The 650-nt window shown below is 76.3% G+C and carries 1 protein-coding gene and 1 pseudogene; both read right to left on the bottom strand.

Annotated features, from left to right (window positions below):
• Window positions 1-218, bottom strand: a pseudogene (locus MBSD_RS09785) (hypothetical protein); the annotation flags it as partial.
• A partial coding sequence (locus MBSD_RS09780; protein ID WP_187300631.1) for a PD-(D/E)XK nuclease family protein occupies window positions 218-650 on the bottom strand: 433 nt, incomplete at its 5' end. The gene MBSD_RS09780 and the pseudogene MBSD_RS09785, both read right to left, overlap by 1 nt.

Genomic DNA, 650 nt, shown 5'->3' with positions numbered 1-650 from the left:
GGCGTGCGCCCGGGCGCGAACGCGGCGAGGCGCTGCGGCAGCGCGTCCAGCGCCAGCGCGGCGTGGCCGTCGGCGACCGCGCGCGCGGCCAGCGCGGCGGCGGCGCCGACCAGCGCGTCGCTTCGAGGAAACAGGCGCAGCACGGTGCGGCCGAGCGCGGCGTCGACCTCGCGCAGGAAACCGCCGCCGTGCAGGCGTTCGAGCAGGTCGGCGGCCATCACGCGGCCTCCCCGGCGGCGCCGTCGAACAGCGCGTCCAGCGCCTCGATCAGCGCGCGCGGCGGGCGGTCGGCGTACACGCCGCCGGCCGGCAGGCCGCGCACGAACAGGTAGTACGCGCCGCCGATGTGGCGGTCGTAGTCGTAGCCGGCCAGCGTGACGCCCAGCCAGCGGTGCAGCGCCAGCGTGTACAAGAGGTACTGCAGGTCGTAGTCGTCGGCGCGCACCGCCGCGGCCAGCGCCGCCGCGTCGTAGGCGGGCAGGCGGTTGGTCTTGTAGTCGACGATCCAGTAGCGGCCTGCGTGCTCGAAGACGAGATCGATGATGCCGGTGAGCAGGCCGCGCAGCGTCGCCGCGGCGCGCGCGAGCTGCGCGCGGTCGGCGAGGTAGCCGTGCGCCTGCAGCAGCGCCAGCAGCGCATCGCTGCGCGTC

Source organism: Mizugakiibacter sediminis, assembly GCF_000953855.2.
GTDB lineage: Bacteria > Pseudomonadota > Gammaproteobacteria > Xanthomonadales > Rhodanobacteraceae > Mizugakiibacter > Mizugakiibacter sediminis.
The sequence above is the reverse complement of the archived record's forward strand: the minus strand, read 5'-3'. Positions and strand labels throughout refer to the sequence as shown.